Annotated in this window: 12 protein-coding genes and 2 pseudogenes; 6 read left to right on the top strand and 8 right to left on the bottom strand. The window is 65.6% G+C overall.

Going from position 1 to position 16,625, the window contains the following annotated elements; translation table 11 throughout:
• Nucleotides 1-990, bottom strand: a complete 990-nt coding sequence (locus XF30_RS14625) for an SDR family NAD(P)-dependent oxidoreductase (RefSeq protein WP_109145713.1) — start codon at nucleotides 988-990, stop codon at nucleotides 1-3.
• A 238-nt stretch (nucleotides 991-1,228) separates the two neighbouring features.
• On the opposite strand from XF30_RS14625, the gene XF30_RS14620 reads away from it, so the two are divergent.
• Together XF30_RS14620 and XF30_RS14615 are read left to right on the top strand one after the other, a co-directional pair.
• Nucleotides 1,229-2,188, top strand: coding sequence for a lysylphosphatidylglycerol synthase transmembrane domain-containing protein (locus XF30_RS14620; protein ID WP_109143136.1), 960 nt, complete (start codon nucleotides 1,229-1,231; stop codon nucleotides 2,186-2,188).
• Nucleotides 2,185-3,203, top strand: a pseudogene (locus XF30_RS14615) (MraY family glycosyltransferase). The gene XF30_RS14620 and the pseudogene XF30_RS14615 overlap by 4 nt, the downstream one beginning before the upstream one ends.
• Here the strand turns inward: XF30_RS14615 and XF30_RS14610 are convergent.
• The 5 genes and pseudogenes from XF30_RS14610 to rfaD all read right to left on the bottom strand — a co-directional run bounded on the left by XF30_RS14610 (nucleotide 3,191) and on the right by rfaD (nucleotide 9,932).
• Complete coding sequence (locus XF30_RS14610; protein WP_109143135.1) at nucleotides 3,191-4,138, bottom strand: NAD-dependent epimerase/dehydratase family protein; 948 nt, start codon at nucleotides 4,136-4,138, stop codon at nucleotides 3,191-3,193. The pseudogene XF30_RS14615 and the gene XF30_RS14610 sit on opposite strands and share 13 nt — an antisense overlap.
• Nucleotides 4,139-4,173: 35 nt before the next feature.
• Nucleotides 4,174-6,087: an SDR family NAD(P)-dependent oxidoreductase gene (locus XF30_RS14605; protein WP_192893140.1), complete on the bottom strand. Its 1,914-nt coding sequence runs from the start codon at nucleotides 6,085-6,087 to the stop codon at nucleotides 4,174-4,176.
• Nucleotides 6,088-6,171: 84 nt separating this feature from the next.
• Nucleotides 6,172-7,457: pseudogene (locus XF30_RS14600) on the bottom strand (O-antigen ligase family protein).
• Nucleotides 7,454-8,938 carry a D-glycero-beta-D-manno-heptose-7-phosphate kinase gene (gene rfaE1 / locus XF30_RS14595; protein ID WP_109143133.1) on the bottom strand — a complete coding sequence of 495 codons (1,485 nt, stop codon included), beginning with the start codon at nucleotides 8,936-8,938 and terminating at the stop codon, nucleotides 7,454-7,456. The pseudogene XF30_RS14600 and the gene rfaE1 overlap by 4 nt, the downstream one beginning before the upstream one ends.
• 13 nt (nucleotides 8,939-8,951) lie before the next feature.
• Complete coding sequence (gene rfaD, locus XF30_RS14590) at nucleotides 8,952-9,932, bottom strand: ADP-glyceromanno-heptose 6-epimerase (protein ID WP_109143132.1); 981 nt, start codon at nucleotides 9,930-9,932, stop codon at nucleotides 8,952-8,954.
• Between the two features lie 158 nt (nucleotides 9,933-10,090).
• Between rfaD and waaF the strand changes: the two genes are divergently transcribed.
• Entirely contained in the window at nucleotides 10,091-11,152 is a 1,062-nt protein-coding gene (gene waaF / locus XF30_RS14585; RefSeq protein WP_109143131.1) for a lipopolysaccharide heptosyltransferase II, read from the top strand.
• Nucleotides 11,153-11,337: 185 nt separating this feature from the next.
• On the opposite strand, the gene XF30_RS14580 is transcribed toward waaF, so the two are convergent.
• On the bottom strand, nucleotides 11,338-12,375 hold the full coding sequence (locus tag XF30_RS14580) for a glycosyltransferase family 4 protein (RefSeq protein WP_109143130.1): 1,038 nt from the start codon (nucleotides 12,373-12,375) through the stop codon (nucleotides 11,338-11,340).
• Nucleotides 12,376-12,501: 126 nt separating this feature from the next.
• On the opposite strand from XF30_RS14580, the gene galE reads away from it, so the two are divergent.
• The 3 genes from galE (at nucleotide 12,502) to XF30_RS14565 (ending at nucleotide 16,172) form a co-directional block, all read left to right on the top strand.
• Nucleotides 12,502-13,515, top strand: coding sequence for a UDP-glucose 4-epimerase GalE (gene galE / locus XF30_RS14575; RefSeq protein ID WP_036015779.1), 1,014 nt, complete (start codon nucleotides 12,502-12,504; stop codon nucleotides 13,513-13,515).
• A gap of 119 nt (nucleotides 13,516-13,634) precedes the next feature.
• The gene (locus tag XF30_RS14570) at nucleotides 13,635-15,437 is read left to right on the top strand and encodes an ABC transporter ATP-binding protein (protein ID WP_109143129.1); all 1,803 of its coding nucleotides are present in this window, start codon (nucleotides 13,635-13,637) and stop codon (nucleotides 15,435-15,437) included.
• A 33-nt stretch (nucleotides 15,438-15,470) separates the two neighbouring features.
• On the top strand, nucleotides 15,471-16,172 hold the full coding sequence (locus tag XF30_RS14565; protein ID WP_036029941.1) for a fumarylacetoacetate hydrolase family protein: 702 nt from the start codon (nucleotides 15,471-15,473) through the stop codon (nucleotides 16,170-16,172).
• 72 nt (nucleotides 16,173-16,244) lie between these two features.
• Here XF30_RS14565 and XF30_RS14560 read toward each other — a convergent pair.
• Nucleotides 16,245-16,625: YybH family protein (locus XF30_RS14560; protein WP_109143128.1), on the bottom strand; the 381-nt coding region annotated here is incomplete at its 5' end.

The raw sequence follows: 16,625 nt of genomic DNA, 5'->3' as shown, positions 1-16,625 counted from the left end.
TCAAACCTTGAAATGGTCCCGATACCAGGTGACGAAGTTATGAACCCCATGCTCGATCGGCGTTGACGGTGCAAAGCCGGTGTCGCGCGAGAGATCCTCGACATCCGCGAACGTTTCCAGCACATCTCCCGGCTGCATCGGCAGCAATTCTTTGATCGCCGTCCGGCCCAGCTCCCGCTCCAGAAGACCGACGACGTGCATCAGTTCCTCCGGATGATGATTGCCGACATTGTAGAGCTTTGACGGCGCATTTGCGGCAGCCGGATCGTCCGCAGGCACAAGATCGATCAGCTTGGACACGACGCGCGTCACATCGTCGATATAGGTGAAATCGCGGCGCATTTTGCCATGGTTGAAGAGCCGGATCGGCTTGCCGGCCATGATGGCGCTCGCGAACAGAAACATGGCCATGTCGGGGCGGCCCCATGGCCCGTAGATGGTGAAGAACCGCAGCCCCGTGACCGGCAGGCGATAAAGATGGCTGTAGGACTGCGCCATCACCTCGTTCGCCTTTTTGGTCGCGGCGTAGAAGCTGACCGGATGGTCGGTGCGGTCCGCAACCGCAAATGGCAGTTTTGTGTTGGCGCCGTAAACGGAGGATGACGAGGCGTAGACCAGATGACCGCAGCCATTGTTGCGGCAGCCCTCCAGCACGTTGAGAAAGCCGACGAGATTGGAATCGGCGTAGGTCTGCGGCTGCTCGATCGAGTAGCGCACGCCGGCCTGCGCGGCCAGATGCACGACTTTGGCAAAACGATGCTGCGCGAACAGCGCCGCCATGGTCTCGCGGTCGGCGAGATCGGCCTCGACGAACGAGAAACGCGGTTGGTCCCGGAGCAGAGCAAGGCGCGCTTTCTTCAGCGCCGGATCGTAATAGCTGTTGAGATTGTCGAGCCCGACGACGGCGCGACCTTCGCCCAGGAGCTGCCGGGCGACGTGGAAGCCGATGAAGCCGGCCGCGCCCGTGACCAAAATCGCCTGATCCGTCATCCTGTTCCCTGGGTGATCCCTCGCCCGATCCTGTCTAGCCGCCACCTCGACGGGGTCGCAATAGGCTCCCCGCTCCTTCACGCGATCTCCTCATGGCGTCCTTAACGACGGCTCCTCAACGACGCCTCCTTAACGACGGCTATTGCAAGATCGGCGCCAAAACCATACCAAAGCGGCCGAATTCGGCGCCTCGCGTCGGGTTGCCTCAATCTTAGCAAACCCTGTTCATGCGGACGAGATGCGCCGAATCCTGTTGTCGACGGCCAAGATCCTGATTTCCGCGGCGCTGCTCTATCTGGCGCTGCGCAAGGTCGACCTATCCGAGCTGTTTTCCCGATTCACCCTGACCAGCCTGTTCTGGCTCGGTGTCGCGATCGCGGTCACGTTCCTGCAGATCTTCGTCGGCGTGCTGCGCTGGCGCGAGATCAGCGCCGCCTGCGGCGCGCCGCTCGAGCTCGGCCGCGCCATGCGATACAACGTGATCGGCTCGTTCTTCAACCAGACGCTGCCGTCGGCGATCGGCGGCGATGCGGTGCGCCTGTGGCTCGTCGCCCGCGCCGGCGCCGGCTGGCGCACGGCGACCTACTCGATCTTTGTCGACCGCGCCATTGGCCTGGTCGCGCTCGCGATCTTGATCGTCGCCAGCCTGCCCTGGAGCTACACCCTCATCACCGATCCGCACGGTCGCTCGGCGCTGCTGCTCATCGACCTCCTGGCGCTCGCCGGCGGCCTCGGCTTCCTGATCTTCGGCGCGCTGAAATGGCGCTGGCTGAAGACCTGGTGGGCAACGCATCACATCCACGCCTGCGCCGTCATCGCCAATCGCGTGATCTTCAGCGGCACCCGCGGCCCCGTCGTCGCGATCCTGTCGGTCCTCGTTCACGTGCTCGCCGTCGTCATCGCCTGGTGCGTCGTGCAGTCGATTGGGGCCCCGGTTCGCTTCAGCGACGTCTTTCTGCTCGTGCCGCCGGTGATGCTGATCACGATGATGCCGATCTCGATCGCCGGCTGGGGCGTGCGTGAGGCCACGATGAGCCTTGCGTTCGGCTTCGCGGGACTTTCCGCCAACGAGGGCGTCAACGTCTCGCTGCTGTTCGGCGCCGTGTTCTTCCTGGTCGGGGCAGTCGGCGGCCTGGTCTGGATCCTCAGCGCCGAGAAAGCCGCGCAAGGGTCGGCCCCGATCGGAGTGCCGGAGTGAATTCGGCTGCCGATGCGCTCGCCGGCGCGGCCCTGCTGCTTGCCGTTGCGGCGGCCGCGCTGATCTCGGCGCTGGTGACCTGGACCAGCCGCCCCCTGCTGCAGCGCTACGCGCTGGCGCGGCCGAATGCGAGGTCCTCCCATCGCGTCCCGACCCCGCAGGCGCTGGCATCGCGGTGATCGCCGCGACGCTGATCGTTGCCTCGCTGTGGGGGGTCTCCGCCAATGTCGCGATCCCGCCGGCGCTGGTCGCTGCGACAATCGTGATCGCGCTGGTCGGCTTCGTCGACGACATCGTATCGCTGCCCGTGCTGGTGCGCCTGGTGCTGCAGGCCGCCTGCGTCGGCGCCGTGGTGTTCACCGCCCCGGACACCGCGCGCATCGTGCCGGCGCTGCCGCTCGCGCTGGAGCGCGGCCTCATCGTCCTTGCCGGCGTCTGGTTCGTGAACCTCGTCAACTTCATGGACGGGCTCGACCTGATGACGGTGGCGGAAGTCGTTCCGGTCACCGCTGCGCTGCTGCTGCTGGGAATGCTCGGGGATCTTCCATGGCCGGCCGTGCTGATCGCCACCGCGCTGTGCGGCGCCATGCTCGGCTTTGCGCCGTTCAACCGTCCTGTCGCAAAAGTCTTCCTGGGCGATGTCGGCAGCCTGCCGATCGGCCTCCTGCTCGGCTGGTGCCTGCTCGAGCTCGCCTGGCACGGACAAGCGGCTGCGGCGCTGCTGCTGCCGGCCTACTACCTCGCCGATGCCACCATCACGCTGTTTCGGCGCATCGCGCGCCGCGAGCCGTTCTGGTCGGCGCACCGTTCGCATTTCTATCAGCGCGCGACCGACAACGGTTTCTCGGTGTCCCGGGTGAGCGGCGAAGTCTTCCTGCTTAACCTCGTGCTCGCAGGGCTGGCGATCCTCGCCGTTCGCGCCGCGACGGTGGCCGTCACGCTGCCCGCGCTGATCGCCGGCGCCATCGCGGTCGCCCTCCTGCTGCGCCGCTTCTCCCGGCCTCAGGCGTCCTGAGCCGACACGGCGAGCCGCAGCCCCTCGTCGAGCGAAACCTCCGGCCGCCAGCCGGTCGCGAGCGCCTTGGAGACGTCGAGCTCGAGCGAGCCGATCAGGCTGTCATGCATGTCCTGCCGGCCGATCATTCGGAAAAGCGCGCTGAGCAGGCCCGGCGGCACGCCGAACAGTCGCGGGCGCTTGCCGGAGGCCTTAGCCAGACGCGCGATGAATTCGGGCGTCGAGAACTGCTCGCTGTCGGCGAGCAGGAATATCTCGAAATGGCCGGCCGCATCTGGATGAGCGAGCCGGTGCAGGATGAAGGACGACAGGTTCTGCACGGCAAGGAAGGCGCGGCGATTGCGGATCGCGGCGAACGGCAACGGCACCCCAAGGTTCATCGCGCGCGTCAACAGAGCGAAACTTCCCTTGGCGCTCGCGCCATAGACCATGGGCGGCCTGATCACAGAGATCTTCATGTCGCTCTCGCCCGCGAGCGTCCTCAGGCCTGCCTCGGCCGCCGCCTTGGACGTCCCGTAGAGGCCGCGCGGCGTCGGGACGTCGTTCTCGTTGAACGGGGCCCTGCCCTCGTTGCTGCGGCCATGCACCAGCACGGTGCTGATGAAGATGAAATGGCGCACGCCCGCCTTCGCCGCAGCGCGCGCCAGGTGCACCGTGCCGGCGGTGTTGACGTCCTGGTAGAGCTGGGCTGCATGCTCCTCGCGCCTGTGATGCACGCGCGCGGCAAGGTGGACGACCGCCTCCACCCCCTCGAGCGCGGCCCGCCAATCGGTGTCGGGGCCGATCGATTCGATCACGACCTCGCCGTCGATGCCCTGCCGCTTGCGGACGACGGGGCGGACCGACCATCCCTTGCGCACCAGCGCCTGCCCGAGGTGACGGCCGATGAAGCCGCTCGCTCCCGTCACCAGCACGACCGGTTTGCGTTCGCTCATCGTCGCTCCCCGAGCGCTGGATTGCGCAACAATGGTCAGGCCGCCGTGGATCCAAATTCCGGCACGGCATCCTTCAGGATGGTCCTGATGGTGGCGCGATCGTCGCGCGCGATCGCCTGCTCAAGCGCCGCATTCCATTTGCGCAGCGTCTGCATCGGCGGCTCGTTCGGCTGCGCGGCCATGATGCCGGGCACGCCGATCTCGCGGGTCGGCTCCTCCGAGGCAAACAGGATCTCGTGCAGGCGCTCGCCCGGCCGCATGCCGGTGAACACGATCTCGATGTCGTAGCCCGGCTGCAGCCCGGACAGGCGGATCATGCGCTCGGCGAGATCGACGATCTTCACCGGCTGGCCCATGTTGAGCACGTAGACCGAGACGTCGGGACGCTGCGTCCCAAGCGCATGCGTCGCCGCGGTGATGACGAGATCGCAGGCCTCGCGGATGGTCATGAAGTAACGGACCATGTCGGGATGAGTTACCGTCACCGGCCCGCCGGCCTCGATCTGGGCCTTGAACTTCGGCACCACCGACCCGTTCGAGGCCAGCACGTTGCCAAACCGGACCGAGATCAGCCGCATCGGCGGCTTGCTGCCGCTCGCTCCGGCTGCGAGGTCGCGATCGAGCGCCTGGCAGTACATTTCGGCAAAGCGCTTGGTGAGGCCGAGCATCGACACCGGCTCGATTGCCTTGTCGGTAGAGATCATCACCATCGCCTCGGCGCCGGCGGCAACGGCGGCGTCCGCGACGTTGATGGAACCGAAGATGTTGGTTTTGACGCCCTCACTCCAATCGCGCTCGAGGATCGGCACGTGCTTGAGCGCCGCGGCATGGAAGACGATGTCGGGCTTGAACTCGGCCATCAGGCGCATGACGCGCTCGCGGTCGCGAATGTCGGCAATCCGGCCTTCGATCTGTGCTGTGGCACCACGCGCGGCCAGCGCCTCGGTGACCGCGTAGAGAGCCGGCTCGGAATTTTCCACGATCAAGAGACGTGCCGCGCCGAAGGCGACCACACGCTCGCAGATCTCGGATCCGATCGAGCCGCCGCCGCCGGTGACGATCACGGCCTTGCTCCTGATCAAGGCCTCCAGGCGCGCATAGTCGATCTTCTCGCTCGGACGCAGCAGGAGGTCCTCGACCGCAACCGCCGTGAGCCTTGGCGTATCGCCGCTCTCCAGCGAGGGCATCCGGCTCACGATCACACCCAGTTTGCGCGCCCGCATCAGGATCGATTCCGGATGCGACTCCGGCTCGAAAGCCGATGGTGTCATGATGAGGCGCGCGATGGGCTTGTCGCGCTTGGCGAAATCCGAGATCACATCCTCGACGTCGTCGATGCCGCCCAGCACCGGCACGTTGCGAATGAGCTGGCCCCGATCGGCAGGCGATGGTGACAAGACGCCGATCGGCCAGATGCGCTTGATCGCTCCGCTCTCAATGCCGCGCAGCAGCACTTCGGCATCCGCGGCGCGGCCGATCAGCAGCGTCGGCGCGGCCTCCCCGCCCCTCGCGTGACGCCGCACCCGCGTATAGCGGAAGTAGCGGTACGCCATGCGCAGCGCGCTGAGGAAGAAGATCTCGAGAAACCAGTAGAGGACGATCGTCACCTTGCCGAGAAAGAAGGCGCCGCGAACGTTGGGGGCAACGAGGATGTAGTCGAGCACGAGCAGCGCAAGCGTGAGCACGGTCGCCGCGCGAATGATGTTCAGCGCGTCAGGTAGCGAGATGAAACGCCATTTCGTCGTGGTCAGATTGCAGAGGAAGAACACGACCACGCTGAAGGCGAGGAAGTAGGGCAGGATCTGGAACAGCAGCGGTAGGCGCTCGAAGAAATCGTCGCCACCCTCGAATCGCAGATAGAAGGCGGCAAAAAGCGCCGCCGTGGTCGCCAGCAGGTCGTGGAGCGCGATCAGGAAATTGCGCGAGGTGAGATGCGAAAGTCGCGTCATCCGCCGACCGATGAAAACCCAGTTAAATGCAACTTGACCGCGCTGATAGCCCATCTCGACAAGACTTGCCAGCCGCGTGGCCCCTCAGGAACCGGCTTCCCTCATCTTCGCCCCAAGCTGTTGTTCCCGGATCACCATTCCGCTGGCGACGCCGACGCCAATGACGTACATCCAGCCCTCGTGGAAGTCGAACAGATGCGAGTTGAACAGCGAGGTAAAGACGTTCTGCACCACGACTAGGAGTCCGATCCAATTGGCAAGCCCGTCGCCGCGAAACAACCGCAGATGCAATATCCAAATCGCGTAGAGAATGGCGACGCCGATCGCGCCCCATTGCACCGCAACGTTCAGCGTCTGGTTGTGCGGGTTGCCGATCACCTCGGCTGACGCCCGCCCCTGACCGGCGGGCGTCGCGACGCGTTCGAACAACCCGCGGGTCGAACCGGTGCCGTGCCCCAGGATCGGCGCCTCCGCGAAGAAGCCGAGCGACTTCCGCCAGAACTCGAGCCGCATGCCCATGGAGGTTGCCTCGCCCCGTTCCACATAGCCGGTGTAATCGGTGGTAAACCTCTCGGCGGTGTGGCGCAATTGCGGCGAGGCCTGCCAGGCGAGAACGGCGCCGACGAGCAGCGCGCCGGAGATGATCGCGATGCTGCGCCATTTGAGGTGAAGCAGTGCAAACACGCCGAACATGATCGGAATGGTGACGAGCGCGGTGCGCGACACCACCACGAGGTCATATTGATGAAGAAGCTAAGCGCCAGCGCCGTCAGCAACGCGGCGAACCAGTATCGCTTCTCGCGCAACAGCATCACGATCGGATAGGCGAGCGCCACCGCGCAAAGCGCGAATTCCTGGCTCTGGTCAATGTAGTTCTTGACGAAGATGCCGCGCTCGGGCGGATCGGTCTTGAGCGCGAGGTTCGGGTAGAAGGCGACCAGCCAGGACATCACCGACAGCAAGGCGCAGGACACCAGGAAAGCGATGAATATCCAGTGGCCACGCGGCGAGCGCTCGAAATGATAGAGCAGGACCGGCAGCACGAGCAGCTTGACGGTCGGATTGACCGCGTAGAAGCGCGCACCCCAGGCCGCGTCCGACCATAGCGTCCCCAGCAGCGCGAGAACGACCAGCGCGATCGGCGCAATGCAGATCGGACGCTTCAAGGACTGCAGGAAGTCGCGTAGATCGAGGAACGGCACCATGCAGATCAGCATCAGCGCGTTGAAGATCCCCGCAAGCGATGTCGACCAGGGCAGCGAGGCCGCAGTCAGGATCGCAAACAGATCGACTGTTTCACGCCAGGCCGCCGGACTGCGCAGGCGCCGCCGCAACATCTGGCCGGGGGTCTCGCGTGCGAGCGCCGTCACTTGCCCCCTCCCCGGGCGCGATGCACCAACGCCGTCGTGCTGAAGCCCTGGAGAATGTCGACCAGCACGACCGCCCCGCCCGCGGCCTCGACCACCTCATGGCCGACGACCTGTTCGCGTGTGTAGTCGCCGCCCTTCACCAGCACGCCGGGCTTGATCCTGGTGATCAGGTCGATCGGCGTGTCCTCCGTGAAGATGACGACGAGATCGACGGCCTCCAGTGCGGCGAGCACCTCGGCACGCGCGCGCTCGTCCTGGACCGGACGATCGACACCTTTCAGCCGCCGCACCGAGGCGTCGCTGTTGAGCCCCACGATCAGGCGGTCGCAGGCGGCGCGCGCCGCGGTCAGCACCTTGACGTGGCCGGGATGCAGGATGTCGAAACAGCCGTTGGTGAAGCCGACGCGCAGGCCCTGCCTTTTCCATTCGGCGAGCTGCGCGTCGAGTGCTGCCGGGTCGAGCACGATCTTCTCTTCGGCCGCGAGCGTGGCATGCGGCAGGATCTTGCGTCGCAGCTCGGCCGCGCTGACGCTGGCGGTGCCCCGCTTGCCGACCGCGACGGCGGCGGCGGCGTTGGCCATGCGCAGTGCCGTGTCCCAGTCCGCGCCGGCCGCGAGCGACACCGCAACCGCAGCGGCGACGGTGTCACCGGCGCCCGAGACGTCGCGCACCTTCACCGGGACGGCCGGCACGTGGACGGCGCCGCCATTCCGCGGCACCAAGGTCATGCCGTGCTCGCCCTGGGTGACCAGGATCGCCTCGCAGTCGGCGAGCCGCGTCACGTCCTCGCTGGCCTCGACGATGCTCTGCACCGTGTCGGCGCGGCTGCGGGTCGCTTCCGAGAATTCCTTGCGGTTGGGCGTGAGCAGCGTCGCGCCGCGATAGATCGCCCAGTTCAGGCTCTTGGGATCGACGATGACCGGCTTGCCGAGCTTGCGCGCGGCATCGATGGTGTGGCGGATCACGCGCGCCGTCAGCACGCCCTTGGCATAATCGGACAGCAGCACGATATCGGCGCGCGCGATCTGCGGCAGGATCGCGTCGATCAACTTCGTTTCGATCTCGTCGGACGCAGCCAGCGCCTGCTCCCAATCCGCGCGCAGCATGTGCGTGGAAAAATGTTCGGAGACGAAGCGGACTTTTCGCGTGGTCGGCCGCGAGGCGTCGCGCACCAGCACGCTCTCGATGCCGGCTTGATCATTGAGCGCGGCCTCGAGCCGCGTGCCGGCGTCGTCGTCGCCGACGAGGCCGACGAAGATGCAGCGCGCGCCGAGCGAAGCGACGTTGCGCGCGACGTTGCCGGCGCCGCCGACGTGGATCTCGCTGCGCTGGGCGGCGATGACGGGCGCCGGCGCTTCCGGCGAGATCCGCGACACCTCGCCGTAGACGAACTCGTCCAGCATGATGTCGCCGATGCACAGCACCGTACGGCCTGAGATGGCTTGCGCGAGGGCATCGAAATCGAGAATGGGCGTCGGCATGGTCGAAAGGGCCTCAGCGAAAGCGGTCGGGCCGGTCGAGATAATCCCCGACATAGGCCTTCACCGCGTCCTCGAGCGTCGTGAAGCCGCCGTTATAGCCGGCGCGGAGCAGACGATCGACCTCGCTCTGGGTGAAATACTGGTAGCTGTCCCGGATCTGCTCGGGCATGTCGATGTATTCGATGTTGGGCCTGGTGCCGAGCGCCGCATAGGCAGCCAGCATGAGGTCCTTGAAGCTGCGCGCCTTGCCGGTGCCGACGTTGAACAGGCCGGACGCCGACGGCGTCGCGAGCAGCCAAAGGACCACGCGCACGACATCGTCGACATAGATGAAATCGCGACGCTGATCGCCGTCCTCGATGCCCTCGCGATGCGACTTGAACAGCTGCACAACGCGGCCTGCCCTGACGTCGTCGAAGCGCCGCGCCAGCACGCTCATCATCGAGCCTTTGTGATATTCGTTCGGCCCGAACACGTTGAAGAATTTCAGGCCGGCCCATTGCGGCGGGAGCCGATCGCCGCGCGCCACACGTTCGGCGACAGCGAGATCGAACAGGTGCTTGCTCCAGCCGTAGAGATTCATCGGCCGCAACTTCTTCAGCGCCGAAAGCGAAGAATCGTCGTCGAAGCCTTCCGTGCCGTCGCCATAGGTCGCCGCCGAGGACGCGTAGATGAACGGCACGGCATTCATCGTGCACCAGTCCAGCAGGCGCATCGACAGGCGGAAATTGGTCTCGACGACGAGATCACCGTCGGTCGCCGTGGTCGCGGAAATCGCCCCGAGATGGATCATGGCCTCCAGCTTGCGGCCCTTCAGCCAGTCCATCAGCTCGGTCGGGGGAACGATATCCACAAGCTGCCGCTTGGCGAGATTGCGCCATTTGCCTTCGGTTCCGAGGAGATCGCAGATCACGACGTCGCTGCGACCGGCCTCGTTCAGCGCGGCCACGACATTCGATCCGATAAAACCGGCCCCGCCGGTCACCAGCAACATTCCACCTACCTGCCCGATTTTAGGTGCCCGATCCTGCCCTAGCGCATGATCCGCCAAAGTGTAAGCTGTTTTGGGATTGCTCTTCTGCCGCCTTTACCTGCCGGCCCGGAGCGGCTAACCGAGCCGCCATATCGGCACGTGTTCGGCCCTCATAACGAATGAATATTGATTCGCAACTTGGTAGTGATGCAGATCGGAGCGACACACGCCCGATCCTGATCGTCCCCTACATGTGGATCGGCGATTTCGTGCGGAATCACACCGTCGTGCGGGTCCTGAAGGAGCGCTGGCCGAACCGGCCGGTCGATCTCCTCACCACCTCCCTGTGCGCCCCGCTGGTGGACTACATGCCCGGGGTGCGCGCCGGCATCGTCTGGGATATGCCGCGCAGCCGGCTGGCCGTCGCACGCCAGTTCGGCTTGGCAGGGCTGCTGCGGAAACAGAATTACGGCACTGCCCTGGTGCTGCCCCGGACCTGGAAAGCGGCCATCGCGCCGGCACTCGCCGGTATTCCTGAACGGATCGGCTTCGTCGGCGAGTTCCGGTTCGGCCTGCTCAACCGCTGGCGCTGGGGTGAGAAGAAGCTGCCCCGCTTCATCGACAAGAACGCCGCCCTCGCCCAGCCCGACGGCGCGCCCCTGCCCGCGGAATGGCCGGTACCGCAACTGCGCGTCCCGGCCGAGGAGATCGCCCGGTGGCGCGAGGCCAATGGTCTCGGTGCCGGCGCTGCGGTGGCACTCGCCCCGGGCTCGGTCGGCGTCTCCAAGCGCTGGACCTCTTATCCCGAAGCCGCCCGCCTGCTGGTCGAGCGCGGCCTCGAGGTCTGGGTGGTCGGCGGTCCCGCCGAAATGGAGCTCGCCCAGGAGATCGTCGCCGCCGGCGGCCCGGGCGTCCGCGATCTCACCGGCTCGGACTTGCGCAACGGCATCCTCGCCATGGCCGCCGCCGGCGTTGCCATCTCCAACGATTCCGGCCTGATGCACATCGCAGCCGCCCTGGGCACGCCGACCATGGGCATCTTCGGTCCCACCAGCCCCTATCTCTGGGCCCCGCTGAACGGCCTCGCCGCGACACTGGTGCAGGACAAGGAAAAGCTGTCCTGCCAGCCCTGCCAGAGCACGGTCTGCAAGGTGAACGACCACCGCTGCATGCGGAATATTGCGGCAAGCGAGGTGGTGGGGATTGCGGAGAGGGTGCTGGGGGAAGCGGGAAGCGGGTGACGAACTGAGGCGATCGTGGCTCGGGCGGATGATGACATCCTGCCACTGTTTTGCCCGACGAGTCAAAATTCGTTCGAAAAATCCGCAATCTCTCGAACTCTCCGCCAACTCCTTGATTTTGCTGACCCCGGCTACTGTGCATGGGGTTTATTTCGCGGTTTTGTTTGCGACAGGCGAAAACGGCCTCAGAGCAGCGGCCGATAGACCGCGCCGATCCGCGCCGCCTCGGCATCGAGGCTGAACTTCTCGAGCACCCGCGCCCGCCCGCGCTCGCCCATCGCGGTCGCCACGGCCACATCACGCATCAGCGGCTCGAGCGCCGCAGCGAGCGCGTCGGCATCTCCCGTCGGGATCAGCACGCCGGTGACACCATCCTCGACGACGAGCTCCGCCGCGCCGGCGCGCGCGGCCACGAGCGCGCTGCCCGCCGCCATCGCCTCGATCAGCGTCAGACCGAAACCTTCGTTGCGCGAGGTGAAGGCGTAGATCGTCAGCCGCTGATACCAGCGCTGCACTGCTTCGATCGGCAGCTCGCCGGTGATGACGACGCGCGATTGCAGGTTTGCTGCTTCGATGCGCTTCTTCAGGTCGTTGGCAAAGGGCGTCTGCTCGGCCGTGACCTGCCCGACGATGACAGCAGTGAAATCCGGATAACGCGGCAGCAGACGGCACATCGCATCGACGAACAGATCGGTGCCCTTCTGCGCACGCACGCGGCCGAAACAGCCGATGGCGTAGCGGCCCGGCAGGCCGCTTTCGGCAAAGGCCGCAGCGCGGTCCTGGGGCGGCGCATAGACGTCGGTGTCGACGCCGTGCGGGATCACCGTCGCCGTCACCTTCAGGAACGAGGCCGAGATGTCGCTCGTCGCGATGATCGCATCCATCTGTCGGATCAGCCAGCGCGTGATCCAGCTATGGTGCCGCTGCGCCGCCGAGGTAAACACGAGCTTGAGCGGCCAGCCGAGCGCGCGCAAGCCAACGCCCGCGATCATCTCGTTGTTGCGGCGCGCATGCCAGATCACAGACCGCTTGCGGCGCCATAGCTTGAGGAGATCTCCGATGCTCAGGCGCGCGATCCCCGCCGGCGCGTCCGAGCCGAACCAGGCGGCGCGGTACAGCTTTGCCAGCCGCGGCGCCACCATCCGGTTGGTCGCGGTGACCCCGGAATAGCGCCTGTGCAGATTTGGCACGATCAATTCGAGATCGCCGGGGAAACCCGCCACGTCACACTCCATTTCGCAAAGTCCCTATACGCAACATTAAGCATAGTGACCAGTTCAGCCGCTCCGATACCCCCTCTTCACCACGCAAGCGCTAGCCTTGCGCGTTGATCGAAGACGGGTGAGATCATGACTGTGCTAGTCACCGGCGGCGCCGGCTATATCGGAAGTCACACGGTCCTGGCGCTGGCGGAAGCCGGCGAGGACGTCGTCGTGATCGACGATCTCTCCACCGGTTTCTCGGCCTACCTGCCCGAAGGCGTGCCGCTGTTCATCGGCGATGCCGGCGACGAGAACCTGCTCGAAGGCGTGATCGCTCAGCACGACATCGAGAGCATCATCCATTTCGCAGGCTCGGTCGTCGTGCCGGATTCGATGCGCGATCCGCTCGGCTATTACCGCAACAACTTCACCACTGCGCGTAACCTGCTCAACGTGGCGGTCAAGCGCGGCATCGGCCGCTTCATCTTTTCCTCGACCGCTGCGGTCTACGGCAATCCGGATCAGGTGCCGGTGCCCGAGCATGCGCCGACGCGGCCGCTGTCGCCTTACGGCTCCTCGAAGCTGATGACCGAGATCATGCTGCACGACGTCGCTGCCGCCTACGGCATGCAATACGTGACCTTGCGTTATTTCAACGTCGCCGGCGCCGATCCGCAGGCGCGCATTGGGCTAGCCACCGTCGGCGCCACGCACCTGCTCAAGATTGCGGTTGAGGCCGCCACCGGCCAGCGCGCCAAGATTGACGTGTTCGGCACCGACTATCCGACCCCGGACGGCAGCTGCATCCGCGACTTCATCCACGTCACGGACCTGTCGCAGGCCCATCGCTCGGCACTCGCTTATCTGCGCAATGGCGGCGCCTCGTCCACGCTCAATTGCGGCTATGGCCGCGGCTATTCGGTGCTGGAGACCATCGACGCGGTGCGCCGGGTTTCGGGCCGCAGCTTCGCCGTGCAATACGCCCCGCGCCGGCCCGGCGACATCATGACCATGGTCGCCGACACCAGCCGCATCCGCAGCCTGCTCGACTGGCGGCCGCAATACGACGACCTCGAGACCATCGCAGCCCATGCGCTGGCCTGGGAGGACAAGTTGTTCCGCGAGCGCCACGGCGAGCTCCGCCACGCCGCCTCCGCCTAGAATCATCCCAAGCGCAAGCCCTTAATTGGGCTTGAAAAACCCGGCTTGAGCGGGCACAGAGGCCCATCGATCCCTGACGCGCGGGCAGGCTTTTGTCCTGCGCCGTCAATGGACACCGGATGGCCCAGTTTCCAAAGAAAATCACCGACGATCCCTACGCGGCAGCGGTCCTGATTCGCCGCCTGATCACGGAACAGGGAATCATCTACTGGCGGCGCTACCTCGTGGCCTTCGCGCTGATGGCGCTGGCGGCCGGTGCGACCGCAGGCGCGACCTACGTGCTCGGCCAGGTCATCAACCAGGCCTATGTCGACAAGAACATCCCGGGCATCGCGATGTTTTCGGGGATCACGGTCGTTCTGCTCTTCATCAAAGGCGTGGCGACCTACGGCCACATGGTGATCCTGACCAAGATCAGCAACGCCATCCTCGCCACCAACCAGCGCCAGCTGTTCGCCAAGCTGATGCGCGAGAGCGTCGGCTTCTTTTCCGAGCGGCACTCCTCCGAATTCCTGGCGCGGCTGACCGCCGGCGCCAAGTCGATCACCGACGTCCTCAACATGCTGGTCAACGCCGTCGGGCGCGACCTCCTGATGCTGCTCGCCATGATCGGCGTGATGGTGTGGCAGGATCCGCTGATGTCGTTCATCGGCCTCGTCGCAGTGCCCCCGGCGATGCTGGTGCTGCGCAAGCTGGTCAAGCGCATCAAGGGCCTCGCCTTCAACCAGTTCACCGGCACCGCCGACATCATGGAAACGATGCAGGAATCGCTGCAGGGCATCCGCACCGTCAAGGCGTTCACGCTCGAAGAGACCATGCAGAAGCGCATCGACGAGAACATCGCGGTCGTCGAGCGCAACGCCAACAAGATGGCCCGCGTCGCCAACCGCTCCAACCCGCTGATGGAGATGCTGGGCGGCTTCGCCGTCGCGGGCTGCCTGATGTATGGCGGCTATGCCGTGGTCGCGCTGAACGCCACGCCCGGCGCGTTCTTCTCCTTCATGACCGCATTCCTGATGGCGACCGAGCCGGCCAAGCGGCTGGCCCGGCTCAACATCGATCTCAACAGCCAGCTCGTCGGCGCCCGTATGCTGCTCGAGGTCGTCGACAGCCCCGCGAGCGAGCAGTCCGACGATGACAAGCCGGCGCTGAAGCTGACAGATGCCCGTATCGAGCTGCGCGATGTCAGTTTCTCCTATCGCTCGGGCGAGACGGTGCTCAACCGGATGAGCTTCGTCGCGGAGCCCGGCAAGGTGACTGCGCTGGTCGGCCCCTCCGGCGGCGGCAAGTCGACCGTGCTGGGCCTGCTCCTGCGCTTCTACGAGGTGACGCAGGGCGACATCGTGATCGACGGCCAGCCGATCTCGTCGGTCTCGCGCAAATCACTGCGCGCCCAGACCGCCTATGTCGGCCAGGACGTCTATCTGTTCCGCGACACCATCCGCAACAACATCGCCTTCGGCAAGCCGGACGCCAGCGAGGACGAGATCGTCGAGGCGGCGAAGGCGGCCTGCGCGCACGACTTCATCACGGGCTTTCCGCTCGGCTACGACACGCCCGTCGGCGAGCACGGCACCCAGCTCTCGGGCGGACAGCGCCAGCGCATTGCGGTCGCGCGCGCGCTGCTCAAGAACGCGCCGATCATCCTCCTGGACGAAGCCACTGCCGCGCTCGATTCCGAATCCGAGCGGCAGGTGCAGGAGGCGATCGAGCATCTCTGCCAGAACCGCACCACCATCGTGATCGCGCACCGCCTGCACACCATCATGCACGCAGACAGCATCCTGGTGGTCGAAGGCGGCGAGATCGTCGAGCAGGGCCGCCATGACGAGCTGCTCCGTCGCGGCGGCCGCTATGCCTCGTTCTTCCGCCTGCAGCATCACGACGCCGGCGCTCTGGCGCCGATCAGCGCAACCGCATAGAGTTCGTTCCACCTCAAGAGCAGCGAGACCCGCATGAACGCCGCCTCCTACGTCATCCCGCTTCCGCCCCAGGCTTCGCTTCCCGTCGTCGGCGAGAGCGGCCGTTATCCGGTACGCCGCATCTGGTGCGTCGGCCGCAACTATCTCGAGCACATCCGCGAGATGGGCAATGACGAGCGCGCCCCGCCGTTCTTCTTCGCCAAGCATGCCGACATGCTGGTGCCCGACGGCGCCACCATTCCCTATCCGCCTCTGACCAAGGATCTGCATCACGAGGTCGAGCTGGTCGTCGCGATGAAGAGCGGTGGACTGAACATTCCCGCCGACAAGGCTCTGGACCACGTCTACGGCTACGCCGTCGGCATCGACCTCACCCGGCGCGATCTCCAGATCGCCTCGCGCAAGAAGGAGCGCCCGTGGGAGATCGGCAAGTCGTTCGACTATTCGGCGCCCTGCTCCGCGCTGCAGCCGGCCTCGAAGATCGGCCATCCCTCCAAGGGCAAGATCTGGCTGACGGTCAACGGCAAGGAAGCGCAGAAGGGCGACCTCACCGAGTTGATCTGGAACGTGCCCGAGATCATCTGGCAGCTCTCCCAGCAGGTGAAGCTCGCCGCCGGCGACATCATCATGACCGGCACGCCCGCCGGCGTGTCGCAGCTCCAGCCTGGCGACAAGCTCGAATGCGGCGTCGACGGCATCGGCACGCTGAAGGTCAGCATCGGCCAGCCGGAATAAGGCTCGCTGCAGCTCGAACTCAAAAGGCCCCGGAATGGGGCCTTTTGCATGTCGATCGTGCACGCGGTCGAGCTACCAGGCCTTTACCGGCCGATTGGCGTGGCTCGCCTGCGGCACACCGCGATTGAGCGACATGTGCGAATGCACGCACAGCCAGCCATCGCCGTTCCTCGAAAACACCATCGTCGCGCGGCCTGGGCGCGCGAACGTGCTGCCATCGGGATGATAGCCCGTGCTCGTCCACGGCGCGACGACGGTTGCCATCATACCGTCCGGTGATGCCAGAACGGAGGTCTGATCGAGGACGAAACGGAAGTCGGTCGTCTTCGGCCAGACATTGTCCCATTGGGTTTTGACCCATTGATCGAGGCCGGGGATGACGTCGCTATGGGTGCCGAAGGCGAGCACGTCCGGATCGAAGAGCGGCCGCGCCGAGGCGTAATCGACCTCTCG

The organism is Bradyrhizobium sp. SUTN9-2 (assembly GCF_003122645.1).
In the GTDB taxonomy this organism is placed as follows: Bacteria; Pseudomonadota; Alphaproteobacteria; order Rhizobiales; family Xanthobacteraceae; genus Bradyrhizobium; species Bradyrhizobium yuanmingense.
Note: the sequence above shows the minus strand (reverse complement) of the source record. Positions and strands in the feature narration are given on the sequence as shown.